The organism is Mesorhizobium sp. B2-3-4 (genome assembly GCF_006442315.1).
Lineage (GTDB): Bacteria > Pseudomonadota > Alphaproteobacteria > Rhizobiales > Rhizobiaceae > Mesorhizobium.
On sequence record NZ_VFVY01000007.1, the window covers coordinates 229,340 to 255,587 of the forward strand.

Annotated in this window: 27 protein-coding genes and 1 other RNA gene; 15 read left to right on the forward strand and 13 right to left on the reverse strand. The window is 63.6% G+C overall.

Going from position 1 to position 26,248, the window contains the following annotated elements; genetic code table 11:
* Positions 1 to 7 precede the first annotated feature (7 nt).
* From tam to FJ967_RS13550, 3 genes are all read left to right on the forward strand, one after another.
* Positions 8 to 778: a trans-aconitate 2-methyltransferase gene (gene tam / locus FJ967_RS13540; protein WP_140732321.1), complete on the forward strand. Its 771-nt coding sequence runs from the start codon at positions 8 to 10 to the stop codon at positions 776 to 778.
* Positions 779 to 888: 110 nt separating this feature from the next.
* A complete protein-coding gene (locus tag FJ967_RS13545; protein ID WP_140732322.1) occupies positions 889 to 1,227 on the forward strand; it encodes a hypothetical protein in 339 nt (112 codons plus the stop codon).
* A gap of 151 nt (positions 1,228 to 1,378) precedes the next feature.
* A complete protein-coding gene (locus tag FJ967_RS13550; protein ID WP_140732323.1) occupies positions 1,379 to 2,500 on the forward strand; it encodes a beta-ketoacyl-ACP synthase III in 1,122 nt (373 codons plus the stop codon).
* 12 nt (positions 2,501 to 2,512) lie between these two features.
* Here the strand turns inward: FJ967_RS13550 and FJ967_RS13555 are convergent, their stop codons facing one another.
* Complete coding sequence (locus tag FJ967_RS13555; protein WP_140732324.1) at positions 2,513 to 3,079, reverse strand: isoprenylcysteine carboxylmethyltransferase family protein; 567 nt, start codon at positions 3,077 to 3,079, stop codon at positions 2,513 to 2,515.
* Here FJ967_RS13555 and FJ967_RS33605 point away from each other — a divergent pair.
* Positions 3,065 to 3,226, forward strand: coding sequence for a hypothetical protein (locus FJ967_RS33605; RefSeq protein ID WP_210243576.1), 162 nt, complete (start codon positions 3,065 to 3,067; stop codon positions 3,224 to 3,226). The genes FJ967_RS13555 and FJ967_RS33605 overlap by 15 nt on opposite strands.
* 32 nt (positions 3,227 to 3,258) lie before the next feature.
* The gene (locus FJ967_RS13560) at positions 3,259 to 3,888 is read left to right on the forward strand and encodes an MOSC domain-containing protein (RefSeq protein WP_140732325.1); all 630 of its coding nucleotides are present in this window, start codon (positions 3,259 to 3,261) and stop codon (positions 3,886 to 3,888) included.
* Between the two features lie 36 nt (positions 3,889 to 3,924).
* Here FJ967_RS13560 and FJ967_RS13565 read toward each other — a convergent pair whose 3' ends face one another.
* On the reverse strand, positions 3,925 to 4,764 hold the full coding sequence (locus FJ967_RS13565; RefSeq protein WP_140732326.1) for an SDR family oxidoreductase: 840 nt from the start codon (positions 4,762 to 4,764) through the stop codon (positions 3,925 to 3,927).
* A gap of 155 nt (positions 4,765 to 4,919) precedes the next feature.
* Positions 4,920 to 5,882 carry a D-amino acid aminotransferase gene (locus FJ967_RS13570; protein WP_140732327.1) on the reverse strand — a complete coding sequence of 321 codons (963 nt, stop codon included), beginning with the start codon at positions 5,880 to 5,882 and terminating at the stop codon, positions 4,920 to 4,922.
* A 157-nt stretch (positions 5,883 to 6,039) separates the two neighbouring features.
* Here FJ967_RS13570 and FJ967_RS13575 point away from each other — a divergent pair, with 157 nt between their 5' ends.
* Positions 6,040 to 6,549, forward strand: a complete 510-nt coding sequence (locus FJ967_RS13575) for a hypothetical protein (protein ID WP_140732328.1) — start codon at positions 6,040 to 6,042, stop codon at positions 6,547 to 6,549.
* Between the two features lie 11 nt (positions 6,550 to 6,560).
* Here the strand turns inward: FJ967_RS13575 and FJ967_RS13580 are convergent, their stop codons facing one another.
* Positions 6,561 to 6,875, reverse strand: coding sequence for a DUF2293 domain-containing protein (locus FJ967_RS13580; RefSeq protein WP_140732329.1), 315 nt, complete (start codon positions 6,873 to 6,875; stop codon positions 6,561 to 6,563).
* Positions 6,872 to 7,396: a tRNA (N6-threonylcarbamoyladenosine(37)-N6)-methyltransferase TrmO gene (gene tsaA / locus FJ967_RS13585; RefSeq protein WP_140732330.1), complete on the reverse strand. Its 525-nt coding sequence runs from the start codon at positions 7,394 to 7,396 to the stop codon at positions 6,872 to 6,874. Before tsaA ends, FJ967_RS13580 begins: the two co-directional genes overlap by 4 nt.
* Before the next feature lie 208 nt (positions 7,397 to 7,604).
* On the opposite strand from tsaA, the gene FJ967_RS13590 reads away from it, so the two are divergent.
* Both FJ967_RS13590 and metF read left to right on the forward strand, forming a co-directional pair.
* Complete coding sequence (locus FJ967_RS13590; protein ID WP_140732331.1) at positions 7,605 to 8,627, forward strand: metalloregulator ArsR/SmtB family transcription factor; 1,023 nt, start codon at positions 7,605 to 7,607, stop codon at positions 8,625 to 8,627.
* The gene (gene metF, locus FJ967_RS13595) at positions 8,627 to 9,544 is read left to right on the forward strand and encodes a methylenetetrahydrofolate reductase [NAD(P)H] (RefSeq protein WP_140732332.1); all 918 of its coding nucleotides are present in this window, start codon (positions 8,627 to 8,629) and stop codon (positions 9,542 to 9,544) included. Before FJ967_RS13590 ends, metF begins: the two co-directional genes overlap by 1 nt.
* A 441-nt stretch (positions 9,545 to 9,985) precedes the next feature.
* Here the strand turns inward: metF and FJ967_RS13600 are convergent, their stop codons facing one another.
* Positions 9,986 to 10,915, reverse strand: a complete 930-nt coding sequence (locus FJ967_RS13600) for a DMT family transporter (protein WP_140732333.1) — start codon at positions 10,913 to 10,915, stop codon at positions 9,986 to 9,988.
* 209 nt (positions 10,916 to 11,124) lie between these two features.
* Here FJ967_RS13600 and FJ967_RS13605 point away from each other — a divergent pair, with 209 nt between their 5' ends.
* Positions 11,125 to 12,345: an alanine racemase gene (locus FJ967_RS13605; protein WP_140732334.1), complete on the forward strand. Its 1,221-nt coding sequence runs from the start codon at positions 11,125 to 11,127 to the stop codon at positions 12,343 to 12,345.
* A 126-nt stretch (positions 12,346 to 12,471) separates the two neighbouring features.
* Here the strand turns inward: FJ967_RS13605 and FJ967_RS13610 are convergent, their stop codons facing one another.
* Together FJ967_RS13610 and FJ967_RS13615 are read right to left on the reverse strand one after the other, a co-directional pair.
* Positions 12,472 to 13,650 (reverse strand): lytic murein transglycosylase, encoded by a 1,179-nt coding sequence (locus tag FJ967_RS13610; RefSeq protein WP_140732335.1) that lies wholly within the window; start codon positions 13,648 to 13,650, stop codon positions 12,472 to 12,474.
* Between the two features lie 298 nt (positions 13,651 to 13,948).
* Entirely contained in the window at positions 13,949 to 14,749 is an 801-nt protein-coding gene (locus FJ967_RS13615; RefSeq protein ID WP_140732336.1) for a GH25 family lysozyme, read from the reverse strand.
* A gap of 234 nt (positions 14,750 to 14,983) precedes the next feature.
* On the opposite strand from FJ967_RS13615, the gene FJ967_RS13620 reads away from it, so the two are divergent.
* A complete protein-coding gene (locus FJ967_RS13620; protein ID WP_140732337.1) occupies positions 14,984 to 16,363 on the forward strand; it encodes a serine hydrolase in 1,380 nt (459 codons plus the stop codon).
* Positions 16,364 to 16,384: 21 nt separating this feature from the next.
* Here FJ967_RS13620 and FJ967_RS13625 read toward each other — a convergent pair whose 3' ends face one another.
* The 5 genes from FJ967_RS13625 to FJ967_RS13645 form a co-directional block, all read right to left on the reverse strand.
* Complete coding sequence (locus tag FJ967_RS13625) at positions 16,385 to 16,693, reverse strand: HigA family addiction module antitoxin (protein WP_140732338.1); 309 nt, start codon at positions 16,691 to 16,693, stop codon at positions 16,385 to 16,387.
* 8 nt (positions 16,694 to 16,701) lie between these two features.
* Positions 16,702 to 16,998, reverse strand: coding sequence for a type II toxin-antitoxin system RelE/ParE family toxin (locus FJ967_RS13630; protein ID WP_140732339.1), 297 nt, complete (start codon positions 16,996 to 16,998; stop codon positions 16,702 to 16,704).
* A gap of 135 nt (positions 16,999 to 17,133) precedes the next feature.
* Positions 17,134 to 17,814 carry a class I SAM-dependent methyltransferase gene (locus FJ967_RS13635; RefSeq protein ID WP_140732340.1) on the reverse strand — a complete coding sequence of 227 codons (681 nt, stop codon included), beginning with the start codon at positions 17,812 to 17,814 and terminating at the stop codon, positions 17,134 to 17,136.
* Complete coding sequence (locus FJ967_RS13640) at positions 17,811 to 19,109, reverse strand: DUF3419 family protein (protein WP_140732341.1); 1,299 nt, start codon at positions 19,107 to 19,109, stop codon at positions 17,811 to 17,813. The genes FJ967_RS13635 and FJ967_RS13640 overlap by 4 nt, the downstream gene beginning before the upstream one ends.
* A 32-nt stretch (positions 19,110 to 19,141) precedes the next feature.
* Positions 19,142 to 22,774: a hydantoinase B/oxoprolinase family protein gene (locus FJ967_RS13645; protein ID WP_140732342.1), complete on the reverse strand. Its 3,633-nt coding sequence runs from the start codon at positions 22,772 to 22,774 to the stop codon at positions 19,142 to 19,144.
* A 184-nt stretch (positions 22,775 to 22,958) separates the two neighbouring features.
* On the opposite strand from FJ967_RS13645, the gene FJ967_RS13650 reads away from it, so the two are divergent.
* From FJ967_RS13650 to rnpB, 5 genes are all read left to right on the forward strand, one after another.
* Positions 22,959 to 23,171, forward strand: a complete 213-nt coding sequence (locus tag FJ967_RS13650; protein ID WP_140732343.1) for a hypothetical protein — start codon at positions 22,959 to 22,961, stop codon at positions 23,169 to 23,171.
* Between the two features lie 163 nt (positions 23,172 to 23,334).
* Positions 23,335 to 24,054, forward strand: a complete 720-nt coding sequence (locus FJ967_RS13655; RefSeq protein ID WP_140732344.1) for a DnaJ family molecular chaperone — start codon at positions 23,335 to 23,337, stop codon at positions 24,052 to 24,054.
* A complete protein-coding gene (locus FJ967_RS13660; RefSeq protein WP_140732345.1) occupies positions 24,051 to 24,815 on the forward strand; it encodes an N-acetylmuramoyl-L-alanine amidase in 765 nt (254 codons plus the stop codon). Before FJ967_RS13655 ends, FJ967_RS13660 begins: the two co-directional genes overlap by 4 nt.
* 189 nt (positions 24,816 to 25,004) lie before the next feature.
* Positions 25,005 to 25,715 (forward strand): transglycosylase SLT domain-containing protein, encoded by a 711-nt coding sequence (locus tag FJ967_RS13665; protein WP_140732346.1) that lies wholly within the window; start codon positions 25,005 to 25,007, stop codon positions 25,713 to 25,715.
* Positions 25,716 to 25,778: 63 nt separating this feature from the next.
* An RNA gene (rnpB, locus tag FJ967_RS13670) (RNase P RNA component class A) lies at positions 25,779 to 26,177 on the forward strand.
* Positions 26,178 to 26,248: the final 71 nt, after the last annotated feature.

Sequence of the window (26,248 nt, forward strand, 5' to 3'; positions counted from 1 at the left end):
AGCTCGAATGGCTGACTGGTCCGCCGCCCAATATCTGAAGTTCGAAGACGAGCGCACGCGGCCCGCGCGTGATCTGGTCGCGCAGGTGCCGGTCGATTTTCCGCGCCGCGTCGTCGACATAGGCTGCGGGCCGGGCAATTCGACGGAACTCCTGGTCGAGCGCTGGCCGGACGCGCAGGTGAGCGGCTTCGACACCTCGCCCGACATGATCGAGAAGGCGAGGGCGCGGCTTCCCAATGTCACCTTCGATCTGGCTGATGCCTCCCAATGGCAGCCCGAGAAGCCGGTCGACGTCATCTTCGCCAATGCGGTCTTCCAGTGGCTGCCCGACCATCCGGCCGTGTTCCAGCGGCTGATGGGGTTGCTGGCGCCGGGCGGCGCGCTCGCCGTCCAGATGCCCGACAATATGGGCGAGGATTCGCACCGGCTGATGCGCGAAACGGCGGCGGAAGTGCCTTTTGCGGCAAAGATAAAGGGGGCGGCGCGCGCGCCGCTGCCGCCGGTATCGTTCTACTATGACCTGTTATCGCCGCTCTCGGATCGGCTCGACATCTGGCATACCGTCTACAACCACCCGCTCGCCAATGCCGAGGCGATCGTCGAGTGGGTCAAGTCGACCGGGCTGAAGCCGTTCCTCGATCCGCTGGAAGCCGACGAGCGCGAGGTTTTCCTGGGCAGCTACACAGCCAAGATCGCCAAGGCCTATCCGAAGACGGCCAATGGCAAGGTGCTGCTGCGCTTTCCGCGTCTCTTCATCGTCGCCAAGCGGGCCGGCTAGACTTGGACCGCGCCGTCGCCGGGGCTTTGCCGCGACCGCTTGACCCGCTTTCGCCGCCATGCGCAATTCATCATGCAGGCTCATGATGGCCCGCGTGGCAGGGGGGATGAATGACGATGTTGAGAAAACTGCTTTATGGGTGTGGCGTGTGCGCGACGGCACTTCTGGCCTTCTCGGTCTCGGCCGAGGCCAAGCGGGCCCGCTGCTTCACCACGGATGACGGGTATTTCGCCTGCACCTACAGGGCGATCGACGATGCCGGCAGCTTCCGCATCTCGGCACCGGGCTATCCCGCCTATGTGCTGGAGATCGACGGACCGGGCTTCGCCTATGGCTATGTCAATCTCGGGCGGCGCAACGTGCCGCTGCCGGGGCAATTCGTGCGCAGCCGCGACGACGGCGCATGCTGGAACAACCCGCAGACGAACACCAAGCTGTGCGCCTGGTGAAGCCTGTTTGGGCTGGCCCAAACCTTTGGTTTAAGCCGGCCTAAACCTTTGGCTTAAGCCGGCATAAACCGGCCGATGAGAAAAGTGTTGCGCCGGAGCGTTCCGGCGCCCACATGAAGCCGCAGCGCCAGCGGATGGGACGGACTGAAACATGCATCGCGTCATCATCAGCGGCATCGGCGCTGAAATCCCCAAGCCTGTCATTACGAACGAGGAACTGGTCGCCAGCTTCAATGCCTGGGTCGATACGGAGAACGCGCGGCGCCAGGCTGCCGGCGAGACGCCGCTGCAGAAATCGGACGCCGACTTCATCGTCCATGCCTCGGGTGTGCGCTCCCGCCACGTGATCGAACGTGAAGGCATTCTCGACCCGACCCGGATGGCGCCGCGCATCCCGGCGCGCCCCGACGACGCGCTCTCGCTGCAGGCGGAATTCGGCGTCGCTTCGGCCAGAAAGGCGATCGAGCATGCCGGCGTCGAGGCGTCGGAGATCGATCTTGTGATCTGCTCGTCCTCGCACCAGCAGCGGCCGTATCCGGCGATCGCCATCGAAATGCAGGAGGCGCTGGGTACCCGGGGCGCGGGCTTCGACATGGGGCTCGGCTGTTCGTCGGCGGCGGCGGCACTGCACATGGCGGTCAATCTTGTCCGCTCGGGCGCCCACAAGCGCGTCCTGGTCACCACGCCCGAGATCATCACCGGCCATCTCAACTTCCGCGACCGGCAGACGCATTTCATCTTCGGTGATGCGTCGGTGTCGATGGTGGTCGAGGGGCTCACCCAGGGCGAGAAGCGGCCGGGCCGCTTCGAGGTGCTGGACACGCGCCTCTGGACGCAGATGTCGAACAACATCCGCACCAATCTCGGCTACCACACCCGCACCGCCCAGGACGATCCCTACATGATCGACCTGGAAGGCAATCTCATCAAGCAGGTCGGCAACAAGGTGTTCAAGGAAGTCACCGTCGCCGGGCACAAATTCATCGTCGACTTCCTGGCCGAACACGGGCTGACGCCGCAAGTGGTGCGGCGTTTCTGGTTGCATCAGGCCAATGCGCGCATGAACGCGATGATCCTGAAGTTGGCGTTCGGCCACGACGTCGACCACGACCGCGCGCCGATGGTGCTGGAGCGTCTGGGCAACACGGCGGGCGCCGGCGCCATCGTCGCGCTGTCGGAGAACCATGCCGACATGAAGCCCGGCGATTTCGGTCTGATCTGCGCCTTCGGCGCGGGATATTCGATAGGCGGGGCGCTTCTGCGGATGCTTTGAGCGCGCGCCGCCTCAAGTCGGCATGAAAGGCACAAGCATCGGCACGCGCCTGCTGTAATCATCATAGGACGAACCCAGTTCGCCGCGCAGGAAACGTTCCTCCAGCCTTGCCTTGACGACGATTCCGACGAGCAGCAAAGCGGCGCCGGCTATCCCCCACACCGTGCCCTTGACCGCCATGGTGGCCAGAATGGAAAGCAGCAAACCGGTGTAGATCGGGTGGCGGACCAGCCCATAGGGGCCGGTCTCGACCACGCGATGGTCAGCCTTTGCCGTTACCGTGGCGGACCACAGCCGGCCGAGATGCAGGCGTGCCCACCAGGCGAAAGCAATGCCCATGGCGATCAGCGCGACGCAGATCCAGGCTTCGGTAAGTGTCGGCGTCCATAACCGCAGACCGCCGTGATAGCCGTGCGCCGGAACGAACATCAGCACCGTGCCGGCCAGCCAGAGGATCCTGTACCGGGCCTCGGACTTGAAGTCCGCGCGCTTCTTTGCGGGATCGGCCCAAGACGCCGCGAGGATCCAGGATACAATCCAGAACAGCCAGAGCGCGGCGATAGCGTGTCCAACCTGCATGGCCTGATCTTCTCCCGAACTGGCGCCGTCGTCTATGCCGGCGACGCGGCGGCAATGCGGCGCTCAGCGCATGAAGGCGGAGTTTGCGGTAATAACGTCGTGATCGCCATCAAGCCGCGTGATCGGATCATCAGCGCTTTCGACTAGACCGGGATGTCAGAGGCCACTAGACCAGCGGCATGCGGGAAACAAACCTCGAGCTTTTTGCATCCGCCGAGCCGACCGTCGATATCGTGCCGGGCCGCAAGCTGACGGCAAGGGCGGCGGCGCTCTATGTCGCCCCGTTCGATCGTTTCGAGACGCAGGCCGTCGAGCAATTGCACCTCGGCTTCGATGGCATCGCCGGTGATTTCCACGCCGGGCCGACGCGGCGCTCCGGGGGCCGCGAACCCTGGTATCCGCGCGGCACCGAAATGCGCAACGAACGGCAATTGTCGCTGGTCGCGGCCGATGAACTGGCGGTCGTTGCCGACCGCATGGGCCTGAAGGAAATCCGGCCGGAATGGATCGGCGCCAATCTCCTGATAGAAGGCGTGCCATGGCTTTCGATGCTGCCTGCCGGCTCGCTGATGTTCTTCAAGGGAGGGGTGACGATCAAGGTCGAAGCGCAGAACAAGCCGTGCCGCGTTGCCGGACAGTCGATCGCAAAACATGTCCGCGCGTCGGACCATGACGCAACTGCGCTGCTCTTCCCAAAGGCGGCGAAACGTCTGCGCGGGCTGGTCGCTTGGGTCGAGAAACCTGGAATCATCAGGACCGGCGAAGAGATCTCGGTGCGCGTGCCGGAGCAGTGGATCTACAAGGCATAGCCACGCCGCCGGGGAGGCGGCGTGGCAACGGCAAGGTCAGCCCTTGCGGTTCTTGTTGGCGCCTTGCGCCATGACGGAGACGTGGTCCCACTTGTCCCAGGTGGCGAGGCGGTTGGCGTATTCCTGGCGGATCATCGGCAGGCCGCCGTCGCCGAAGAAGACCCTGAGCGGCGGCTCGGCCGCGTCGACGATTGCCAGCATCGCCGGGCCGGTTGCCTCGGGGTCGCCGGCGACCGAATTGGCGCGGCGCTCGGCCATCTTGGCGCGGGCGGGCGCATAGGCCTCGATCGGCTTGGAGACCTTGGCCGAGGCACTCGACCAGTCGGTGGAGAAACCGCCCGGCTCGACCAGCGTGACATGGATGCCGAACTCCGCGACCTCGATGCTGAGTGACTGGCTGAAGCCTTCCAGCGCCCATTTCGACGCATGGTAGAGACCGAGCGAGGCAAAGGCGTTGACGCCGCCGATCGACGAGATCTGGATGATGTGGCCGGAACGCTGGGCCCGCATGATCGGCAGAGCGGCCTGCGTGACCCAGAGCGCGCCGAACACATTGGTCTCGATCTGGTCGCGAGCTTCCTCTTCGCTGACTTCCTCGATGGCGCCGAAATGGCCGTAGCCGGCGTTGTTGATGACGACGTCGAGCCGGCCAAAGCGCTTGTGGGCCTCGGCGACAGCGGCATCGACCGCCTTCTTGTCGTTCACGTCGAGCTTCATGGCGGCGACGTTGTCGCCGTACTTTTCAACGAGATCGGCGAGCGTGCCGGCGTCACGGGCGGTCGCTGCGACGCGGTCGCCACGCGCCAATGCGGCCTCGGCCCAGACGCGGCCAAAGCCCTTCGACGATCCGGTGATGAACCAAACCTTTGATGTCATGATGTGGGATCCTTGCCCCTGCGGGCGCAATTTCTATGGAAGCGGAGGCTTCTCCGCTTTCGGGCATATACGGCCTGTCGCGCGATTTTCCAGAGGCGAGGGGAAATCTTTTTGAACAAGGCGCGCCTTCTGATCCCTGATCAAGCGTTGCTTGGTCAGGGATAGTTCACCCGAGACGACCAGGCCGGGTCGTCGTGCTTTTGCCAATAGAGCGCCATCAGCCGGCTGGTGACAGGTCCGACCTTGCCGTCGGCGACGCCAGCGCCGTCGATCCTCGTCACCGGCATGATGCCGCCGGCGGTCGAGGTGATGAAGACCTCGTCGGCTGCCTTGAGCGATGCCACGCTGACGTCGGCGGCCTTCGCGGTGAGCCCTTCCTCGCCACAGAGGTCAAAAACGGTGCGGCGGGTGATGCCTGGCAGCACGCCAATGGCCGGTGTCGACAGTTCGCCATTCCTCACGGCGAAGACGTTGAAGCCCGGGCCTTCGGCGACGTTGCCGTTGAAATCGAGAATGAGCGCGGTCTCGGCGCCACGGTCATAGGCATCGTAGAGGCCGCGCACGAGATCGAGCCAATGATAGTTCTTGATGGCCGGATCGATCGAGGCGGGCGGAATGCGCACCTTGTCGCTGATGGCCAGGCGCAGGCCGCGCTGCAATTGTTCGGTATTGGCGACCGAGCCGAACGGCACGGCGAATGCCATGAAGCGGTTGATCGCCTGGCGCGGGTCGCGGCTGAAGGTCGGCGAAGCGCCGCGCGTGCACAGCATTTCGACATAGGCCGCGCGATGTCCCGACAGTGCGACACAATTGTGCAGGATCTCTGTAACGCCGTCGCGATCGAAGGGGATCGTCATGCGCAGCTTTTCCAGTCCGGCGAAAAACCGGTCGAGATGCAGATCGAGGCGGAAGAAGCTGCCGTTCCAGACATGCACCGTGTCATAGGTGGCGTCGGAATGCAGAAAGCCCCAGTCCAGCACCGAGACCTTGGCTTGCGACATCGGCAGATACTGGCCGTCGAGGAAAGCAATGCCGGCGGGGTAGGAATGCGGGTCGACATGGCGGTCGCCGACCAAGGGCAGTTGCGTCGCATCCCGCATCTTCGTCGTCGGGCTCATAAGGGCTCCTGTCGCACAAGGCGGACCAACAGCCTATCGGTCCGGCGGGGAGCGCATAGGGCCAGCCGCCCGGCGCAGTTCGTCCTCGGTCACGATCTGGCCGATACATCGAATTAGAATTGTCTTATAGTCCGGTGGCTTGTTGCGGGAGGGGGATATGAGCAGGTTTGGAGCCGCGATCGCGATCACGATGATCTTTGCCGCCACGGGCGAAGCCAGCGCCCAGTGCACCAGGCAAGGCGAGGAGCTTTGCCAACGCGGCCAGACCTATCGCTGCGAAAAGACCGGCAGCGAGCTGACACCAATCTTCCAGAACCTGCCTTGCGGCGTGAACGTGCCCGCGACGTCCTTCAACGGCACCTGGACCGGCAACGGCCATCAGAGCCCGCAGGGCGATGCCGGCGCCGACTGGTCGATCACCATGACGATCGGCGATGGCAGCGCCTCGATCGACTATCCGTCGCTCGGCTGCGGCGGATCGCTGTCGCAGACATCCAGGGACGACATGTCGGCTGAATTCCACGAAAGCATCACCTACGGCCAGGACAAGTGCATCGACGGCGGCGACATCACCGTCAGGTTCTACAAGGGGAACCTGTCCTGGACCTGGGTCGGCCAGGCCGACGGCCAGCCCTACAATGCGATCGCCGTGTTGACGCGGCAATAGCGCCCCGGGCCTCAATCCTCCTCGTCATCGGCGTCGAGCAGGCGAGTGGCGCGCCAGCGCGTCAGCACGATGTTGGTCTGCTCGATGACGAAGAAGCGGGCGGAGTCGCGATCATAGCCCTCGGCCAGCAGCTTTTCGTAGTCGGTGTGCATATGACGGATATGCGCGATCGTCGCCAGCCACACCGCGATCGTCGGTGGCAAGGTCTTCATATGCACCGAGCCGGCATCGGCCCGGATCTTCTCCATGTCGGCATAGGGCGCCAGCGGCAGGAGTGCCGTCAGCGCCTTGGCGATGGCCCGGCGGCGGCCGGTTGGCGCGCTCATCTTTCCTCGCGCCCTTCGACGGTTGCCTCCGGTATCGCGTCCGTCGAGGCGAAGTAGGGCTTGATGTCGATGACCGGCGTGCCGTCGAGCACGTCGATGGCGTCCAGATCGATGCGGCCGGCGCCGATGTCGAGCGTGACCAGCTTTGCCACATGCAGGCCGACCGGGTTCGGACGGGCAGGGGAGCGCAGCCCGAATACGCCTTTGGCTTCAGCCGCATGGCGGGGGTTTTGCACAATCAGATTCCGCGGCGCGTGGTGCAGCCAGGACAGGATGACGACATGGCTGGCGCGCTCTAGTCCGCGCAGGCCGTCACGATAGGGTGCATCGATGGTCAGCACTGCGCGCTGGCCGGTCTCGCGCGCCGCGCGCATGTTCTTGGGGCAGCTTTCGCGGGTGATCCAAGGTGAGGCGATGCGGCCGATGAAGACGATGCCGCCATCGGGCGGCATCGTCGCCGGATCCTGGTCCAGTCTCCGCTCGCCTTCGCGTGCCTCGAACCTCTCACGCGTTTGGGTCATCGGCCGATCTTCTTTTCGATGCATGTCATTGGCCTCAGACCGCTACACGTTTTTGGACGGCATGCACCGAAAAATCACGCATGCGGCATTTTCTTGTCCGGAAGCGACATAGCGCTTGCATCGTTTTGAAAATCGACATAAACATATGTTTATATCTTTTTCAACGTTAGTGCGTTGAATGTGAATGCACTGAAAAGAGAATACGCCGATGCACGTCTCGCTCGACACCATGGTGGACACATTGAAGGCAGCGGCAGAATCCAGCCGGCTGCGCATACTGGCGCTGCTGTCGCGCGGCGACCTCACAGTGTCCGACCTTACCGAAATTCTAGGTCAGTCGCAGCCACGCGTTTCCCGGCACCTGAAGCTGCTGCTCGAGGCGGGGCTGATCGGCCGCTACCAGGAAGGGTCGTGGGCCTTCTTTCGCTTGTCCGACGCCGATTCGGCGCGCGATTTCGTGCTGCGGCTGGTGGCCGGCATCCGTGACGCCGATCCGCAGGTCGAGCGTGACCTCGAGCGGTTGGCCTCGGTCAAGCGCAAGCGCCAGGATCGCGCCACCGAGTATTTTTCGCAGAATGCCGCAAGCTGGGACCATATCCGGTCGCTGCATGTGCCTGACCGCGCCGTGGAGGCCGCGATGCTGAAGCTGGTCGGCAAGCGGCCGTTCCAGTCCATGCTCGACCTCGGCACCGGTACCGGGCGGCTGCTCGAAATCTTCTCGCCGCTCTACCGGCGCGGCATCGGCATCGACATGTCGCGCGAGATGCTGACCGTGGCGCGCGCCAATCTCGACAAGGCCGGCGTTTCGAACGCGCAGGTGCGGCAGGGCGATATCTTCTCACCGCCGGTCGAGCGCGATGCCTTCGATCTCGTCACCATCCACCAGGTGTTGCATTATCTCGACGACCCAGCCCGCGCGATCCACGAGGCGGCGCGGCTGCTGCGCCCGGCGGGCCGTCTGGTCATCGTCGATTTCGCGCCGCACGCGCTGGAATTCCTGCGCGACCAGCACGCGCATATGCGGCTTGGCTTTTCCGACCGGCAGATAGGGGAGTGGTTCGCCGAAGCCGGCCTCGATCTCGAGGATGCCCAGGAGTTCGAACCGCGCGGTGGCAACGAGGCCAGGCTGACCGTCAAGCTTTGGCTTGGCCGCGACCGGCGCCTTTTGATCGCCGATCCCGCCAATGCCAGCCAGCAGACCAGAGTGAGCTCGATAGGGGAAATCGCCTGATGAACCAGTTTCGTTTTTCCCGCCGTCCCGACATTGGCGACAAGGTCCGGGTCTCGTTCGAATTCTTCCCGCCGAAGACCGACGAGATGGAGGCAAGGCTGTGGGACACGGTCACAAGGCTGGAGCCGCTGCAGCCCAAATTCGTCTCGGTGACCTATGGCGCGGGCGGTTCGACGCGTGAGCGCACGGCGCGCACAATCGGCCGCATGCTGAAGGAGACCAGTCTGACGCCGGCCGCGCATATGACCTGTGTCGACGCCGCCCGCCATCAGGTCGATGCCGTGATCCGGGAATTCACCGACATGGGCGTCAAGCGCTTCGTCGCCTTGCGCGGCGATCCGGCAGCAGGCGTCGGTACCGCCTATCGGCCGCATCCGGACGGCTACGCCAACGGCGCGGAGCTGGTGGGCGCGCTGAAGGGCGCCGGCGATTTCGACATTTCGGTTTCGGCCTATCCTGAAAAGCATCCGGAAAGTCCCGATTTCGCCACCGACATCGACATGCTGAAGCGCAAGGTCGACAATGGCGCGACGCGGGCGATCACCCAGTTCTTTTTCGACAATGATCTTTACGAGCGCTACGTCGAGCGCGCGCGCCGCGCCGGCATCTACATCCCGATCGTTCCCGGCATCCTGCCGGTACACAATTTCACCCAGGTCGCCAATTTCTCGGCGCGCTGCGGTGCGCTGGTGCCGGCGTGGCTGGCGGAGCGTTTCGACGGCCTGCAGAACGATCCGCAGACGCATGCGCTGGTGGCATCCGCCGTGGCGGCCGAACAGGTGCTGGACCTGGTCGAGCGCGGCGTTGGCGATTTTCACTTCTATACGATGAACCGGGCCGATCTCGTCTTCGCCGTCTGCCACATGATCGGCATCCGCTCGCATGAGGCGGAGGCGGCCGGGTCAGCGGCCGCGTAAGACACGGCGAACAGCAAAAGGCCGGGTAAAAACCCGGCCTTTCGAATTGGTTGGACTATTTGGTGCTGGTCTTCCCCGTCTTGGCGGGTTCAGGGAAGGACGCCCATAATGAGGGCGCCGATGAAAGCAAACGCAGCACAAATCATCAATGCGTTGATTGGCCTCGTAAGTCCCATGACATAGCCTCCTCTTAAAGAGCTATGCCCTGGAGTCTAGGTCCATTTGTGCCACAGGCAAGCGGAAAATGTGCTGCATTGCGACGTGATTGTGGATTTTGCGACCCCGGTTTCGCCGTTAGCCGTTGAAACTCCTTGGCAAAAACCCGCTTCGCACCTGTGAATAAATTGTGGCGGGATGGTGTCGCCGGCGTGTCATGACAGCGCTACCGCCGTGAAAGTCGCATTCGACTTTCGCGTTGAAAGCCGCATTTCGAATTTCACGTCACGCCTCGCTCTGACGGCGTGCGAACATCCGCCCGTCGATGGTCACCAGGCCTAGGGCGATCAGCACCACGCCGCCGATCTCGAACAGTTCCAGCCGCTCGCCGAGGAACAGGAAGCCGAGCAGCATGGCGCTGGCCGGCACGACCAGCGTGACCAGCGAGGCGTTGGTGGCGCCGGCCGAGGCAACGAGGTTGAAGTAGAGGATGTAGGCGAAGGCGGTGGACAGAAGCGCCAGCGCCAGCACGGCCGCCCACACCGGCGGCGAGGCGGAGAACAGGCCGGCCGGGCCGTGGGTCAAGAGCACGACCGGGATCATGATGATGGTCGAGGCCGTCAGTTGTCCGGTGGCGACGACCGGCGAGGGCACGCCCTTGAAGCGGCGGGCAACCATCAGCGCAATGCCATAGGACAGCGAGGCGCCGATCAGCGCGAATTTGGCCCAGACCGGACCGCCGAGCCCGGCAAGCAAGCCGGGGCCGATCATGACGGCCGTGCCGGCGACGCCGAGCGCTATGCCGGCGAGCTTGTTCCATGACAGCTTTTCGTCCGACGTCAGCGCATTGGCCAGGATCAGGGTCCAGAATGGCGTCGTGGCATTGAGCACGGAGGCGACGCCGGCACCCAACTGCGTCTGGCCGGCGAAGATCAGCGAGAAGGGGACGACATTGTTGGTGAAGGCCAGCAGGAAGAACAGGCCGGCATGCGGCAAGGCGAGGCGGAAGGACGGGCCGCGCAGGCCGAGATAGAGCTGCAGCGCGATCGCGGCAATGGCGACGCGAAACAGCACCAGGACCAGCGGGTGAAGTTCCCCCACCGCGATGAGGGCGAAGAAGAACGAGCCGCCCCAGATCGCGCCGAGCAGCAGCAATTGGCCCCAGTCGGTGAGCGTCATCGGCCCGCGCGGTGCGGATGTCGTGGCTATCGCCATGTGTCGTCCTCCCCCAGACGGCCTGAATGCCAGCCAGTCGGACACAAGGCATATCGGTTCCGGCGACAAGGGCCACCCGAAACCTGATCGCTGGCAGGCGATGCTGCCGGAAGCTAGCGCCGCTGCGTCATGTGCACGAGACACAGAATTGTTTTCATTAGCCGCTAGCTTGGATTAATTGTGCGCAGGCTGAAGTCGAGGATTCGTCCATGCAGCGATTCGAGAATGCCCGCGAGGCGGCACTGGCGCTTCGTCCGGACGATCCGGTCTATTGCTTCCGCCCGCAGGTCCTGAAGGCCGATGCCAGGCAGTTCATGGGGATGTTCCCCGGCAAGACCGCCTATGCGGTCAAGACCAATGGCGAGCAGATCGTGCTGAAGACGCTGGTCGAGGCCGGCGTCACGGCCTTCGACGTCGCTTCACCCGGCGAGTTCGCCGCCGTGCGCGCGGTCTCATCGGACGCCGAGATGCTCTACATGCATCCGGTCAAGGCGCAGTCCGACATCAAGCTGGCGCTGGAGAAATACGCCATCCGCGTCATCTCGCTCGACCATGAGGACGAGATCACCAAGCTGACCCGGGTGGTGCGGGCGCTCGATATCGATCCGGGCGCGGTCAGCGTGTTCGTGCGGGTGCAGACCAAGGGTCATGCCGCCTACGAGCTGTCGAAGAAATTCGGCGCCGGGCCTGCCTATGCGGTCGAGCTCGCCGAGCGGCTGAACCGTACCGGTTACAAGGTCGGGCTGTGTTTCCACGTCGGCAGCCAGATCGAGGATCCCGACACCTATGAGCGGGCCTTGGCCTCCGCCGACTGGGTGCGTAACCGGCTGACCTTCGACATTGCCGGCCTCGACGTCGGCGGCGGCTTTCCCGCCGAATACGGACACGACCCCAACCGCAAGCAGATCGAGATGCCGTCGCTCGGCCAGATCATGTCGCGGCTCTCCGGCGACCTGAAGGAATATCAGTTCGACCAGATACCGCTTGTGGCCGAGCCGGGCAGGGTGATCGTGGCGCGCTGCCTGTCGCTGATCGTGCGTGTGCTGTTGCGCAAGGGCAAGCGGCTCTACATCAATGACGGCATCTGGGCGTCGCTGTCGGATTCATGGACCGGCAAGATCACGCTGCCGGCGCGCTTCATTCCCGATCCGGCGATCCGGACCCGCAATGGCGACGAGAAGAACATCGTGCCGTTCAAAGTGTGTGGTGCGACCTGCGATTCCGTCGACATCCTGTCCAGGCCGTTCTGGCTGCCGGAAACCGTCGACACCGGCGACTGGATCGAGATCGGCCATATCGGCGCCTATTCGCTGTCGCTCCGGACCCGCTTCAACGGGTTTTATCCCGACACATTCGTCGAGGTAACGACGCCCTTCGACGAGGGCGACGCACCGCAGGGGTTTGCCAGCCTGGAGACGATGGCTGATTAGTGAGTAGTCAGTAGTGAGTAGTGAGTAGTGATTAGTGAGTAGTGAGTAGTGAGTAGTGAGTAGTCAGTAGGGAATTTCTATTTCACTACTCACTATTCACTACTCACTACTCACTACTCACTCTCTTCACAACTTCCCCAGCAGTTCCGGCGTCGGCCATCCATCCACAGGCAGGCCGAGCCGCATCTGCTCCTTGCGGATGGCTTCGCGGGTGTTGGTGCCGAGAATACCGTCGACGGTGCCGACATCGTAGCCCCTGGCCTCGAGCTTGGTCTGCAGTTCCTTCATCTGGTCGTTGTTGAGACCGGGCTCGGGATTGCGCGGATCGAGCGGTGGCGCACCCGCCAGCCGGGAGGCGAGATTGGCCGCGGTCAGCGCGTAGGTGAAGGACTGGTTCCATTCGAGATAGACGTCGAAATTTTCGTAGGTGAGGAAGGCCGGACCCTTGCGGCCCATGGGCAGCGCCAGGCCGGCCTTGAGGCCCTTGTCGACCAGCGGCGAGCCGTCGGGATTGGTGACGCCCCACTGTGCCCACTGCGTCAGCGGCAGTTTGTTGGTGCGTCCGGTCTGGTCCCACGGCATCTCGTCGGGCACGCGCACTTCCTGGATCCAGGGTTCGTCGCGCTTCCAGCCGCGCGACAGCACCTTGTTGGCGGTGGTCATGATCACGTCGGGAACGGAGCCGCGCAGATCGATCTTGCCGTCGCCGTCGCCATCGACGCCACGCGCCAGATAGTCGGACGGCAGGATCTGCGTCTGGCCGATTTCACCTGCCCAGGCGCCGGTGACATCGGCCGGCAGCACGCCGCGATCGATCAGTTCCAGGAGCGGCACCAATTGCTGGCGGAACAGTTGCGGGCGGCGGCAGTCATGCGAGAGCGTGACCAGCGCGCTCAGCGTGTGGAAATCGCCCTGCACGGCGCCGAAATCGGTTTCCAGTGCCCAGAAAGCGGTAATGACCGGCGCCTGGACGCCGAACTGCTGGTCGGCGCGGGCGAAAATATCGGCGTATTTCTTCATGTTCGCCGCACCTTGCTTCAGCCGGTAGGCCGAAATCATGCGGTTGGAGAACTGGATGAAGGTCTGGGTGAACACGCCCTGCGCCCGGTCGCGCGCCAGCGCCCTCTCGTCGATCCTGGCGTCTTCCAGCGCGTCGAGCCCGACGGCGCCGACACCGGCTGCCTTGGCTTCCGCCGCGACGCCCTGTTTCCAGGTTTCGAAATCGCCGCCGCATTCCTGCGCCATCGCCGGCAAGGCCGTGGCGCACAAGAACAGCGCCGCGAGGGCTTGGGAACGCAGTCGCATCGACTTCCTCTCGAAATGAACAGGGGCAATTTCGTCGTGCCTAGCTGGGAAACCCAACGCCCCGAATTACCGGCGGTTGCACTCTTGACCACCGGCTGTGTCGAAAAGCAGGCGGCAAGCCCGGTGTCAACGGTTCTTCTGCCTCTGCGGCCATTTCGTGCGCTTTGCGGCCGTTGCCACGGTGTCAACGGTTCTTCTGCCTCTGCGGCCATTTCGTGCGTTCTGCCACCGTTGCCACGGCGTCAACAGTTCTGCCGCCGAAGTCTCCCGTTGAGGGCGATTTCGCCGCTGAGCCGGTCTAACGGGTGTTCTGCCGCAGCCACTTGTTCCAGGCAGCTTCCGAGCCGTTGAAGACGTTGATGTCGGATTTGCCGGTCATGCCGGGAACGATGCCGGTTCCGGTGTACTGCCAGAAGGTGAAGGGGTGGCTGCCATATTTCTGGCGCGGATGGCCGGCGACGGAGCGCAGCCAGTAGGGATAGCCGCGGAAGGTCGACAACTCATTGTCGTCGAAGAAGTCCACGGAGGTGTAGATGATCGGTTTCTTGCCGTAGTGCCGCTCGACGATTTCCAGGAAGGTGGTCATTTCCGCGCGAACGGTGGCAGCGTCCGGACGCAGCCGGCAGGTCGGCGATTTCGGGTTCCATTCCATGTCGAGCACCGGCGGCATCGCCGAGCGGTCGACAGGCACGTTCTGGATGAACCAGCGCGCCTGCTGGGCGGCCGGAGTGCAGAAATAGAAGAAATGGTAGGCGGCGCGCGGAACGCCGGCGGCCTTGGTGCGCGCCCAGTGCTCGCTGAAATACTCGTCGAAACGGTCGCCGCCCTCGGTCGCCTTGATGAAGGCGAAGGAGATGCCGCTGGCCTTGGCCGTCGGCCAGTCGACCGAGGTCTGGTATTTGGAGACGTCGGTGCCGTGGACGGCGTAGTTCCAGGGTGCGCCGCTGTCCCATTCATGCGGTTTGGAATCGGCGAATCGCGGCGCACGCACCGCCACCGTAGGACTGCTGGAAGCGGACGGCGACAGCGGCGACAGATCATCCACGGTCGAGCAGGCGCCGAGCAGCGTCAGCATGAACAGGACCGCAAGACGGCGCATCGCAACTTCCAAGCCGGAATCAGCCGGTCGCTGATGGGTCTGTCGACTGATGGCCGAAGCTGGTCTGGCCCCCTCCAGGCGATCGCCCCACAGCATCGCCTGATCTCTTGATTATCTGATCGCCGATCATGGTTGATAATCCGTTGATGGCGCTCGACAAGCGACCCGATTTTGCGGAAGCAATGGCGGCAATTCGATGACATAACGGTCAGGTAAGCGCCTGGGAGGAAACGGATGCGGATCATCGTCAAGATCGTCAAATGGCTGCTTGGGCTGGTCGTGCTGGCGGTCGCCGCGCTGTTTGCCTGGCTCTACATCGCGCCGCCTGAGCTGATCCGCGTCGGCTCTGGCTATTCGGCCAAGATCGTCTGCTCCAACGTCTTCATCGCCGGTCGCGATGCCAATGAGGTGCTGGCCGTCGACGTGCAGGCACCCGGACACCCGCTGCTGCGGCTGATGCGGGTCTCGGTCGACAAGAACCGGGGGACGGTTTCGGCCGGACTGCTCGGCTTCCTCGGCAAGAGCGAGGCGGTTTCCCGCGACGGGCTGGGCTGCGCCTCGGTCCCCGACGGCGATGTCGGGAAGGCGCGGCGCACGGCGGTCTATGCCGAACCGGCGGCAACCAGCCAGGATGCACTGTGGCCCGAGGGCGAAAAGGTCGACGCCTCGCAGAATCCCGAGGTCGTGAAAATTGTCGGCGACGAGGCGATGGCCGGCACCGGCATGCGTGCGATCGTCGTGGTCAAGAACGGGCGGGTCGTCGCCGAGCGCTATGGCGAAGGGTTCTCAGCCAAGACGCCGCTGCTCGGCTGGTCGATGACCAAGACGGTCAACGCCGCCATCATAGGCACGCTGGTCAAGGATGGCAAAATGGCGGTCGACAACAAAGGCCTGTTCACGCCGTGGAAAGCGGATGGCCGCGCCGCCATCAGCCTTGCCGACATGATGGCGATGTCGAGCGGGCTGGAGTTCAACGAGGATTATGGCGACGTCGCCGACGTTACCCGCATGCTCTATCTCGAACCCGACATGGCGGGCTTTGCCGAATCCAAGCCGCTGACCGGCGAGGTCGGCAAGGTGTTTTCCTATTCGAGCGGCACGGCGGTGATGCTGTCGCGGCTGTGGCAGGACGCGATCGGCGACAAGGCCAAGGCGCTGACATGGCCGCGCGCAGCGCTGTTCGAGCCGCTCGGCATGCACAGCGCGGTGCTCGAGACCGACGAGCAGGGCACTTTCGTCGGCTCGTCCTATCTCTACGCCACGGGGCATGACTGGGCGCGCTTCGGCCAGTTCCTGCTGCAGGGCGGCGTGTGGAACGGCAACCAGGTGCTGCCGGCCGGCTTCGTCGACTGGATGCGCGAGCCGGCGCCTGCCTCGAAAGTCTATGGCAAGGGCCAGCTGTGGATCGAAGCCCCGGGCGACGAGGAAAATCCAGGCGCCGGCGCCGCCGCCGGCCTGCCCAAGGACACCTACTGGATGGAAGGCCATGACGGGCAGACGGTCGCCATCATACCGTCCGAGCAATTGGTGGTGGTGCGGCTCGGCCTGACGCCGGCCAAGCTTGGTTATCGCCCGCAGACGATGGTGGGCGCGCTGGTGAAGGCGCTGCATTAAGCGCAAGTCGATCGCTGTCTTCTATGCCGCAGTCGCCAAAGGCCTCGCGCGATCGACGCGCGCCCGCTCGTCGGGTGAATTCATGACGGTCCAAATGTCGCTGCGGCGCTGCACGTTGAGCCAGAAATCCGGGCTGTTGCCGAAAACGCGCGCCAGAATGAGCGCGGTTGCGGCCGTCACATTGCGGCGGTCGTTGCACAATTCGTTCACATGCTTGCGCTGCACCCCCATCGCTTCGGCCAAAGCAGCCTGTGTCAGGCCAAGCGGATGCATGAACTCTTCCGTGAGTATCTCGCCCACCGTTGCCGGCTTGCGTGTGGTCATCAACATGTGTCACCTCATCGGTAGCTATGATCGTCGAGATAGATATCCGACGCTTCGCCGCGGCCGCCATCCCACCGGAAGATCAGCCGCCATTGGTTGTTGACGCGGATCGAATGCAAGCCATGGAGATTGCCGCGCAACTTTTCGAAATGGTTGCTCGGCGGCACACGCAAATCCTGATCGGTCATTGCGTCGTCGATCATCTGGAGCTTGCGGAACAATCGGCTTTCAAGATCGGAGGGAATGTTACGGGAGTGGATGTCTTCCACGAAAAAAGCCCGTAGCCATCCGTCCCGAAACCCGACGATCACTTGCTATCTCCAACATGGAGACAATGTACCACTCCTTGGGACGCCTCGCAATGCGCTGAACAGCTCTACTGTATTCGTCGGATTGCCCGGTTGGTTGCAGCGTCGGGCGCCGATAGGCCGGCGTTGGGGCGGCCGTTATCTCCGAGACGTCGGATGCCGGACTTTGATCACCGCCAGCCAGGTATAACCGCGATAAAGCGTGCGGAAATGGAAGGTTGCGCCGGTTCGCTCGGCTTCCGATTCCAGAACATCGCGCAGGGATTCGCGCGGTGTGACGTGGAATTTTTTCAACCAGCCGCGCAACAGCGCCCGGAACCAGCGCGGCAGGCCCTCCTGCTGGCCGAAATCGACGACATGCAATGAGCCGCCAGGGGCGAGGGCTGCAAGGGCCGCGGATACGGTCTTCTCCCAGCCGGGGATCATCGACAGCGAGTAGGAGACGAAGACGCGGTCGAAACTGGCCTGCTCAAACAGCGCCTTGGCGTTGAAATCCGTGGCGTCGCCCCTGGCCAGCATGACGCGACCGGACAGGCCTTCGCGGGCAACAGCGGCGCCGGCCGTCTCCAGCATTTCGGTGGAGATGTCGAGGCCGTAGAAGCGCGCGTCGGGATAGGCGCGGGCGGCAAGAATGATGTTGCGGCCGGTGCCGCAGCCAAGTTCCAGCACCGTGCCGTCGGGCGGTGCGTCGAGCCCCGATATCAGCTTGTCGCGGCCGAGCAGGTAATATTTGCGGGTCAGGTCGTAGATATGGCGCTGCCAGCGGTAGACGCCGTCCATCAGTTCGGCGTGGCTGGCCGGCAGCTCCGTCGTGCTCATGCGGCGCGCTTCACATAAAGGTGGAAGCCGCCATAGATGGCCGAACGGTCGCGAGCCGAGAATTCGCGCGAGGCGTCGCTCTCATAGCTCCACTGATCAAGCAGCGAGGCGGAGACGCGCCCCGGCAACAGGCTGGGCTCAGCGGCGGTGCGGAAGATGACGCGGGCGCCGGCGGAAGCCGTGCGGGTGATTTCCGACCACAACGCGTTGAGCTGGTCGTCGGTCATCCAGTCCTGCGCGTCGAGCAGGATGAAGCGGTCGACAGCGCCCGCATCCTTGCCGGCGAGGAATTCGATCAGGTTGGCGTGGTGGATGGCGACACGGTCGATGTTGCCGCGGATGGTCTCGTAGTTGCGCTTTTCCAGATAGGCGGGCAGGGCGGCCTCACCAGGCTCGGGATAGCGGCGGGCGAAAGCCTGCCAGGCGAAATAGTTGTTTTCCAAGGGAAAATCGCAGGCGAGCTTTTCCAACCGGGCCCTCAGCACGCTGGCCATGGTGCCGTCACCGGAGGTGATCAGCGAATCATACTGTGCCGGCGGAATGCCGAGGCCAAACAGAGAGGCCTTGCGTGACGTCGCCCACTTGAGAAGCTTGTTGTCGAAGACCGGCGCCAGCTCCTCGTTGAAGAAACGGCGCTGTTCGCCGATGTTCCTGGCTTCCATCATGCGGGCCGGGTTCACGCCGAAGAATTTCGCCGTGCGGTGGCCCATGGCGATGAACAGGCCGAGCAGGCCGGTCTGGTAGAAATTGCGATCGAAAACACCGATACGCCGGCGCCCGCGCCAGTTGCGGCGCTCCCAGTAATGGCGGCTGACCGGATCGAGATGCGGGGCGATGAAGCGGTCGTAGGCTTCTGAATTGTGGCTGGTGTCGGCGGCTCCGAAGAAGCGGAACAAGTCGGCCTGCGAAGGCAGGCGGCGCACCGCCTCGAGCTTCATGCGGTTCAGAGCGATATGCGCGGCATTGAGATCGACTGCGTCGACCCTGGCCGGCGAGCGGGTGAGGTAGGCCAGGATGTTGCAGCCGCCCGAAGCGATGGTGACGACGCGATGGCCCTGGCCAAGCTGCATCGCTTCCATGTCGACATCGGGGTCTTCCCAGATCTGCGGATAGACGAGGCCGGAGAACAGAAAGGCGAACAGCCGTTCCGAAATGCCCGCCTTCGAAAGCGGACGGTTCTGGTAGACGGCCTTGCCAACTTCCTTGCCGCGGCGAAAAACCAGGTCAGAAGAGACGTCCGTCATGGCAAAGTGATTCCCCATTTGCTTTGGCGCAAGCGGGTAGCGCAGGGTCATGACAGGCCGGTGACAGCCTGTTGACGCGTTCTTTACAGCTTGCCAAAGCCACCTGGCGTCGGCGTCGTCAGGATGACGGCCTCACCGGCATCGAGCATGGTCTGGTCGCAGGCCTTCAGCACGTCGACCGTGCCGTCGTTGCGGCGCACCTTGGTCGAGCCGACTTCGCCGTCGCCGCCACCGTCCAATCCTTGCGGCGAGCGGTTGCGGTGCGACGACAGGATCGCGCATTCCATCTTCTCGAGGAAGCGGATCGTGCGCCTGGTGCCGTCGCCGGCGCTCCATTTGCCCTTGCCGCCGGATCCCTGGCGGATGTGGAAATCCTCCAGCACCACGGGAAAGCGCAGTTCCAGCACTTCGGGATCGGTAAGACGCGAATTGGTCATGTGAGTGTGCACCCCCGAGGTGCCGGCAAAGCCGCGCCCGGAGTTCATGTGACCGGCCGGCGAGCCGGAGCAGATTGTCTCGTAATACTGGTACGTCTTGTTGCCGAAGGTCAGGTTGTTCATCGTTCCCTGCGCATTGGCCATGGCGCCCATGGCGCCGAACAGCGCGTTGGTGACGTGCTGCGAGGTCTCGACATTGCCGGCGACGACGGCCGCAGGATAGGCGGGCTTCAGCATGCAGCCATCGGGGATGACGATGTTGATCGGCCTGAGGCATCCGGCGTTCATCGGGATCATGTCCTCGACCATGACGCGGAAGGCGTAGAGGACCGCCGCGCGGGCAACCGGCTCGGGCGCGTTGAAGTTGTTCTTCTCGACCTTCGACGTGCCGGTGAAATCGACGGTCGCTTCGCGCTTTTGCCGGTCGATGGTGATCTTCACCTTGATGACCTGGCCGGTATCGGTCGGATATTCATATTCGGAGGCATCCGGCAGCCGTTCCAGCACACGGCGCACGCTCTCGGCGGCGTTGTCCTGGACATGGCCCATATAGGCCTGGACGACATCGAGGCCGAAATGGGCGACCATCTTGCGCAGTTCGGCAACGCCCTTTTCGTTGGCGGCGATCTGCGCCTTCAGGTCGGCGATGTTCTGGTGCGGATTGCGCGCGGGGTAACGGTGGTTGGTCAGCAGCGTGTGCAGCTCCGTCTCGCGGAATTTTCCGCGATCGACAACGCGGAAATTGTCGAACAGCACGCCTTCCTCGTCGACCGTGGTGGCGAGCGGCGTCATCGAACCGGGGGCGGTGCCGCCAATGTCGGCGTGGTGGCCGCGCGAGGCGGTCCAGAAGAGGATGTTCTTCCTGGCGTCGTCGAAGACCGGCGTCACCACGGTGATGTCGGGCAGATGCGTGCCGCCATTATAGGGCGCGTTCAAGGCAAATACGTCACCGGGATGGATGTCGCCGGAGTTCAGCCGGATGATGGTTTCGACCGAACGGTCCATCGAGCCGAGATGCACCGGCATGTGCGGCGCATTGGCGACCAGTGCCCCGGTGCGATCGAAGACGGCGCAGGAAAAGTCCAGCCTTTCCTTGATGTTGACGGAGTAGGCGGTGTTCTGCAGCGTCACGCCCATCTGCTCGGCGATCGACATGAAGAGATTGTTGAAGACTTCGAGCATCACCGGATCGGCCTCGGTACCGAGGGCAGCCGTGCGCGCTTTTCTTTCCGTGCGGCGTATGACGACGTGGTTGACATCGGTGATTTCGGCCTGCCAGCCCGGCTCGACGACGATGGTCTGGTTCGGCTCGATGATCAGGGCCGGACCGGCAACCAGATTGGATGGCTGGAGGGTCTCGCGGCGGTAGACGCCAGCCTGATGCCACCGGCCCTCCGTGTAGATCGGCCTGGTCTCGGACGTGTCCGGCTTGACCCTGGCAGGTCCGGCGGGCGCATGGGCTTCGGCGCCGCCCTGTCCGGTTTCGCTGCCTTCGACGCCTACGATCTCGACGATCATCGGCTTGTCGTCATAGACGAAGCCGAATTGCGCCTTATGGGCGATTTCGAAATCGCGCCTGGCCTGAAAGATCGAGTCCGCCTCGAAATTCACGGGCAGTGCCGTGTCGGTGCCGTCATAACGGATGTGCAGTACCGGCCGGGTGACGATCATGTTGCCGTCGATGCCTTGCGCCGTCAGCTCCGCGACCACCGCGTCCTTCAAGGTGGCGATGAGGCCATCGATCTCCGTTCTGGATTCTTCGGCGAGCGGCTTCAGCAACGCCTGCTGGCGCGAGGCGAAGACGGAGGCGAGGCCGATGCCGTACGCAGAAAGCAGGCCGGAAAAGGGATGGATCAGCACCGCCTCCATGCCGAGCGCGTCGGCGACCAGGCAGGCGTGCTGTCCGCCGGCGCCGCCAAAGCAGTTCAGCAGATATTCGGTGACATCGTAGCCGCGCTGGACGGAGATCTTCTTGATCGCATTGGCCATGTTCTCGACCGCGATTGTGACGAAGCCTTCGGCAACCGCCTCCGGCGAGCGGCCGTCGCCGATTTCGGCGGCAAGGGCGGCGAATTTTATGCGCACGGTTTGCGCGTCGAGCGGCCCGTCCTGGCCGGGGCCGAAGATCGAGGGGAAGAAATCGGGCTGCAGCTTGCCGAGCATGACGTTGGCATCGGTGACGGCCAGCGGCCCGCGGCGCCGGTAGGCGGCGGGGCCTGGATTGGCGCCCGCCGAGTCCGGGCCGACGCGGAAACGGCCGGCCTCGTAATGCAGGATCGAACCGCCGCCGGCGGCGACGGTGTGGATGCGCATCATCGGCGCGCGCACGCGCACGCCGGCGACTTCGGTGTCGAAGGCCCGCTCATAGGCGCCGTCATAATGTGCGACGTCGGTGGAGGTGCCGCCCATGTCGAAGCCGATGACCTTGTCGAAGCCGGCGGCCCTGGCCGTCTCGACCATGCCGACGACGCCGCCGGCCGGGCCTGACAGCAACGCGTCCTTGCCCTGGAACATGTCGGCGGCGGTGAGGCCGCCGGAGGACATCATGAACATGAGGCGAGGGGATTCGTCGTCCCCTGCGGCTGTGCCCAGTTCTTTCGCCACCCTTTGCACATAGCGCGACAGGATGGGCGACAGATAGGCGTCGACCACGGCGGTATCGCCACGGCCGACGAGCTTGATCAGCGGTGAGACCTCGTGGCTGACCGAGACCTGGCCGAAGCCAAGCTTGCGGCAGACCCTGGCCACCGCCTTCTCGTGATCTGGGTACTTCCAGGCATGCATGAAGACGATGGCGACGGCGTCGATGCCGTCGGCCCTGGCTTGTTCGATAGCCGGGCGGCAGGCGGCGATGTCGAGCAGCCGTTCCACGCAGCCATCGGCAAGGACGCGCTCGTTGACCTCGATGACGCGTTCATAGAGCTGCTCGGGAAGAACGATCTCCTTGGCGAAGATGTCGGGCCGCGCCTGATAGGCGATCCTGAGCGCATCGCGGAACCCCTTTGTGACGAGCAGCAACACCCGGTCGCCTTTGCGCTCCAACAAGGCATTCGTGGCCACCGTCGTTCCCATCTTGATGTCGCCGATAAGGCCGGGCGGGATCGCCGCACCCGCTTCCAGGCCGATCAGGTCGCGGATGCCCTGAATGGCGGCATCGGCATAGGCTTCGGGGTTCTCCGACAAAAGCTTGCGTGGATGCAGCGCACCCTTTGGGTCCCGGCCGATAATATCGGTGAAGGTGCCGCCGCGATCGATCCAGAAATCCCATTTCGCGGTCATGCTTCTGTCTCCGGTATCTCGTTTCCAGTGCCGTTGTTAAAGCGCCGGGACGCCGGCAGCAATGTCGCCTGCATGCCATTGATGTTACATGCGGAAACGCAACGTTACGAAACCCGTGGCCGTGTGATGCATTTTCCCTTCGACCGCTCACTGCAACGTGAGCGTGTGTTGAAGGAGAGATGTTATGAAAAAGCTCATTCTTGCTTCCGTGTCCGCTCTTGCCCTGCTGGGCGTCGCCGCCTGTAGCGACAGCGGCACAGGCACCGACAGCACCACGACGCAGAGCACCAATCCGCCGGCCGCCGAGCAGCCGATGAAGCCTGCGGCGCCTGTCGATAACTCAACCAAGCCCGCCGAGCCGGCTCCGGCAACGCCTGCTCCTGCGCCTGCGCAGTAGTTTGTAAGCAGTAAGCGCGTCTTGGGAGGAAGGCCGGCTCGATGCCGGCCTTTTCTCTTGGGCGTACCGCCTGGACCGGCAATTCGTCTCTGCTTCCACGCGCCTGGGCCAGCGTCCGTTATTGGCTTGATAGCGGGGACCGGTTGGCTTTATGAAGCTGGCCATGTCGATTTGGGACCGCCTCGGCGACTTCATCACCCGGGTTTCATCTTCAGCCACGTCCGGCGTCGCCGACGTGGTCGAGGCGGTGCGCACGGTTTTCTCCGGCGACGCCGACCTGCGCCGACGCGTTGCCTTTTCGGTGGCAATGATCGCGCTTTCGGCCAAGATGGCTAAGGCCGACGGCATCGTCACCCAGGATGAGGTGCGTGCCTTCCAGGAAATATTCGAGGTGCCGCCGAAAGAGACGCGCAACGTCGCGCGGCTGTTCGATCTTGCCCAGCAGGACGTGGCCGGCTTCGAAACCTATGCCGAGCGCATGGCGCAGCTCTGTGGTTCCGGACACTCCAACTGCGTGATGCTGGAAGACATACTCGATGGCCTGTTCCACATCGCCAAGGCCGACGGGCTGGTGCACGAGCGCGAAGGCATCTTCCTGCACCGCATCGCCGAAATCTTCCGCATCGACGAGGCACATTACGAATCGATCCTGGCGCGGCACGTCAATCTTGGCGCCGGCGACCCCTATGTCGTGCTCGGTATCGAGCGCGGCAAGCCGTTCGAGGAGGTCAGGAAACGCTATCGCAAGCTGGTGTCCGACAACCATCCGGACCGTTTGATCGCGCGCGGGTTGCCGCAGGAGTTCATCAAGATCGCTACGACCAGGGTGGCGGCGATCAACGCCGCCTACGAGATGATCGAACGGGGCCTGCGCCACGCATGAGCGGCTTCCTGCCCGACGAGCCAAGCGCCGAGGTCAGGGTGTCGCCAAATTTCGGGCCAAGACGGGATACACCGACCCCCGACATGATCGTACTGCACTATACCGGTATGGCGACCGGTGCCGGGGCCGAAGCCTGGCTGTGCGATCCGGCGAGCGAAGTCTCGTCGCATTATCTCGTCCATGAGAATGGCCACATCGTGCAGATGGTGCGGGAAAGCGATCGCGCCTGGCACGCCGGCAAGAGTTCCTGGTTCGGACGCACCGATATCAATTCCTGCTCGGTCGGCATTGAAATCGTCAATCCGGGCCATTCATTGGGCTATCCAGGCTTTCCGCGCCGCCAGATCGACGCGGTGATCGGACTGTGCCGGGGGATTGCCGCGCGGCATGCCATCGCCGCCACGCGGGTACTGGCGCATTCCGACGTGGCGCCGGGTCGAAAGATCGATCCAGGCGAGAAGTTCCCGTGGGTCGCGCTGTTCCAAGCCGGTGTCGGCCATCTCGTGCCGCCCGCTCCGGTCAGGCGCGGGGCCGCGCTGGGGCCCGGCGACCGAGGTGCCGATGTCGAGGCACTGCAGTCGATGCTGTCGCTCTATGGCTATGGCGTCGAGATATCGGGTGTTTTCGACGATCGGACGCGGATTGTCGTCGAGGCCTTCCAACGGCATTTTCGGCCGCGCCGGGTCGATGGATTGGCCGACGGCTCGACGCTGCGCACGCTGCGAAGGCTGGTTGCTTCCCTTAAGACAGCTTCGGCCTGACAGTCCATTTTGCATCACTAAATTACAATCTGTCACTCAAAGTGACTTGCCTCGCCTTCATTGCCGCCAAATCGGCCGTCAAAGGCGTTTCGTGCAAGTTATCGGATATCTAGCCCCCCCGGATGATCCGATGTTGAATTGGCTTTATCGCGTGAAAATCTTCGCGCGGTTCTAACAGAACAGGACCACATGCAAAATTTGACCGTTTTAACGGCAGCCGTTGCTGCCGGTATGATGACTTTTGCCATCGGTACGGCGAATGCCGCGCCGCAGAGCCTGCGAGCCGACACTGGCTTCGCGGCCGTATCGGGCAAGACCGCCAACCAGAAGGCGGCTCCCGGCCCGAAGGCAAAGAAGGCATCGGCCGCGAAGATACAGAAGGCTGCCGCGGTGAAGGCGAGGAAACCAGTCGCCAAGCGCTACACCAAGCGAGGCCGCAAGAACGTAGACCTGACGACCACTGCGTCGATCCATCCGGAGATCAGCACGACTTCCGGCGCTACGATGGCTGGCGGCGGCCAGTATTCCGCGATCATCGCCCGCTATGCGGCGATCGAAGGCGTGCCGGTGTCGCTGGCCAAGGCGGTCATCAAGATCGAAAGCAACTACCGGCCCAACATCGTGGGCAGTGCCGGTGAGATCGGGCTGATGCAGATCAAGCCGGCGACGGCGCGGATGATGGGCTACAGCGGCTCGGCCAAAGGCCTGTTCGATCCCGACACCAACATAAAATACGGCATGAAGTACCTTGCCATGGCGCGGGGTCTTGGTGGCGGCACGACCTGCGGAACGATCCTGAAATACAATGCCGGCCATGCCGCGACCCGTATGAACCCGGTGTCGGCTGCCTATTGCAGCAAGGTCAAGGTGCAGATGGCCGCGCTCGGTTCGCCGGCATGACGATGCAGGGATAAGCGGCTTTTTCATTTGCGTTTTGCCGCCTGAACCCCTTTATACGCCCAGCCAGCTGGCTGGGCGGCCGCACTCGCAAACGCCGAAAGGCCGCGAGTGAGGAAAGTCCGGGCTCCATGGAGACACGGTGCCGGTTAATGGCCGGCGGGGGCGACCCCAGGGAAAGTGCCACAGAAAGCAAACCGCCCCGACTTGTCGGGGTAAGGGTGAAAGGGTGGGGTAAGAGCCCACCGCGCGACTGGCAACAGGAGCGGCACGGTAAACCCCACCGGGAGCAAGACCGAATAGGGGCGGTGCGAGGGGAAACCCTCGGGGGCTGTTTCCGGCTCACCGTCCGGGTAGGTTGCGTGAGGTGCATGGCAACATGCGCCCAAGATGAATGGCCGCCACGTTCTCGCCTCGCAAGGGGCGAGGGCCATACAGAACCCGGCTTACAGGCCAGCTGGCAGTTTTCTCCCCGACATTTCCGGTAAGTCTTTCAAAATCAGAAGGTTGCGCCCTTGGGCGCAGCTTTCGATTCA

Bases quoted from the DNA above. Each gene is read 5' to 3' on its own strand.
- tam (WP_140732321.1), top strand. From the start codon at position 8: ATGGCTGACTGGTCCGCCGCCCAATATCTGAAGTTCGAAGACGAGCGC.
- metF (WP_140732332.1), top strand. From the start codon at position 8,627: ATGAACCAGTTTCGTTTTTCCCGCCGTCCCGACATTGGCGACAAGGTC.
- FJ967_RS13575 (WP_140732328.1), top strand. From the start codon at position 6,040: ATGAGCAGGTTTGGAGCCGCGATCGCGATCACGATGATCTTTGCCGCC.
- FJ967_RS13560 (WP_140732325.1), top strand. From the start codon at position 3,259: ATGCGGGAAACAAACCTCGAGCTTTTTGCATCCGCCGAGCCGACCGTC.
- FJ967_RS13650 (WP_140732343.1), top strand. From the start codon at position 22,959: ATGAAAAAGCTCATTCTTGCTTCCGTGTCCGCTCTTGCCCTGCTGGGC.
- FJ967_RS13590 (WP_140732331.1), top strand. From the start codon at position 7,605: ATGCACGTCTCGCTCGACACCATGGTGGACACATTGAAGGCAGCGGCA.
- FJ967_RS13545 (WP_140732322.1), top strand. From the start codon at position 889: ATGACGATGTTGAGAAAACTGCTTTATGGGTGTGGCGTGTGCGCGACG.
- FJ967_RS13580 (WP_140732329.1), bottom strand. From the start codon at position 6,875: ATGAGCGCGCCAACCGGCCGCCGCCGGGCCATCGCCAAGGCGCTGACG.
- FJ967_RS13555 (WP_140732324.1), bottom strand. From the start codon at position 3,079: ATGCAGGTTGGACACGCTATCGCCGCGCTCTGGCTGTTCTGGATTGTA.
- tsaA (WP_140732330.1), bottom strand. From the start codon at position 7,396: ATGACCCAAACGCGTGAGAGGTTCGAGGCACGCGAAGGCGAGCGGAGA.
- FJ967_RS13620 (WP_140732337.1), top strand. From the start codon at position 14,984: ATGCGGATCATCGTCAAGATCGTCAAATGGCTGCTTGGGCTGGTCGTG.
- FJ967_RS13645 (WP_140732342.1), bottom strand. From the start codon at position 22,774: ATGACCGCGAAATGGGATTTCTGGATCGATCGCGGCGGCACCTTCACC.
- FJ967_RS13565 (WP_140732326.1), bottom strand. From the start codon at position 4,764: ATGACATCAAAGGTTTGGTTCATCACCGGATCGTCGAAGGGCTTTGGC.
- FJ967_RS13570 (WP_140732327.1), bottom strand. From the start codon at position 5,882: ATGAGCCCGACGACGAAGATGCGGGATGCGACGCAACTGCCCTTGGTC.
- FJ967_RS13655 (WP_140732344.1), top strand. From the start codon at position 23,335: ATGTCGATTTGGGACCGCCTCGGCGACTTCATCACCCGGGTTTCATCT.
- FJ967_RS13640 (WP_140732341.1), bottom strand. From the start codon at position 19,109: ATGACCCTGCGCTACCCGCTTGCGCCAAAGCAAATGGGGAATCACTTT.
- FJ967_RS13665 (WP_140732346.1), top strand. From the start codon at position 25,005: ATGCAAAATTTGACCGTTTTAACGGCAGCCGTTGCTGCCGGTATGATG.
- FJ967_RS13605 (WP_140732334.1), top strand. From the start codon at position 11,125: ATGCAGCGATTCGAGAATGCCCGCGAGGCGGCACTGGCGCTTCGTCCG.
- FJ967_RS13635 (WP_140732340.1), bottom strand. From the start codon at position 17,814: ATGAGCACGACGGAGCTGCCGGCCAGCCACGCCGAACTGATGGACGGC.
- FJ967_RS13660 (WP_140732345.1), top strand. From the start codon at position 24,051: ATGAGCGGCTTCCTGCCCGACGAGCCAAGCGCCGAGGTCAGGGTGTCG.
- FJ967_RS13615 (WP_140732336.1), bottom strand. From the start codon at position 14,749: ATGCGCCGTCTTGCGGTCCTGTTCATGCTGACGCTGCTCGGCGCCTGC.
- FJ967_RS13625 (WP_140732338.1), bottom strand. From the start codon at position 16,693: ATGTTGATGACCACACGCAAGCCGGCAACGGTGGGCGAGATACTCACG.
- FJ967_RS13550 (WP_140732323.1), top strand. From the start codon at position 1,379: ATGCATCGCGTCATCATCAGCGGCATCGGCGCTGAAATCCCCAAGCCT.
- FJ967_RS13610 (WP_140732335.1), bottom strand. From the start codon at position 13,650: ATGCGACTGCGTTCCCAAGCCCTCGCGGCGCTGTTCTTGTGCGCCACG.
- FJ967_RS13600 (WP_140732333.1), bottom strand. From the start codon at position 10,915: ATGGCGATAGCCACGACATCCGCACCGCGCGGGCCGATGACGCTCACC.